We start from the raw sequence: 520 nt of genomic DNA, 5'->3' as shown, positions 1-520 counted from the left end.
CCATAAAGGTCAGCGTCCCGGCCGCTGCACCGCCGGTGCCGCCGGAAACCGGCGCATCGGCGATGGCTACGCCCTGTTTGGCAGCGACGGCGGCTACATCGCGTGCGGTCTGTGGATCAATGGTGCTGCAATCCACGGCTGGTACACCTTGGCCAATACCGGCGAGAACGCCGTCTTCACCCAGCCACACGCTGCGCACGTGCACAGCGGCCGGCAGCATGGTGATCACCAGTTCCGCGCCTTGCGCCGCTTCACGGGCCGAAGCGCTGATGCTACCGCCCAGTTGCTCCAGCTCTGCCAGCACGGTTTTATTCAGGTCGACCAGACGCAAGGCGTGGCCGGCCTTGATCAGGTTGCGCGCCATCGGGGCGCCCATGTTGCCGAGACCGATAAATGCGATTTTCATGTCCGGCTCCTTAACGCAAGTTGATGGTGGTGTTCACACCGTCGTTGACGCTGTCGTCATCGAACCAGCGACTGGTGACGGTCTTGGTCTGAGTGTAGAACTGCACCACTTGCT

2 protein-coding genes are annotated in these 520 nt (G+C 62.5%); both read right to left on the bottom strand.

What is annotated here, in order from left to right:
* Positions 1-406, bottom strand: a 406-nt coding sequence (locus AC1DRJ_RS32190) for an NAD(P)-dependent oxidoreductase (protein ID WP_477805638.1), incomplete at its 3' end; no start/stop codon positions are given.
* 10 nt (positions 407-416) lie between these two features.
* A partial coding sequence (locus tag AC1DRJ_RS32185; RefSeq protein WP_477805639.1) for a hypothetical protein occupies positions 417-520 on the bottom strand: 104 nt, incomplete at its 5' end.

The sequence above is a fragment of the Pseudomonas sp. P5_B2 genome (assembly GCF_056400445.1).
This window is presented reverse-complemented; position numbering and strand designations above follow the sequence as displayed.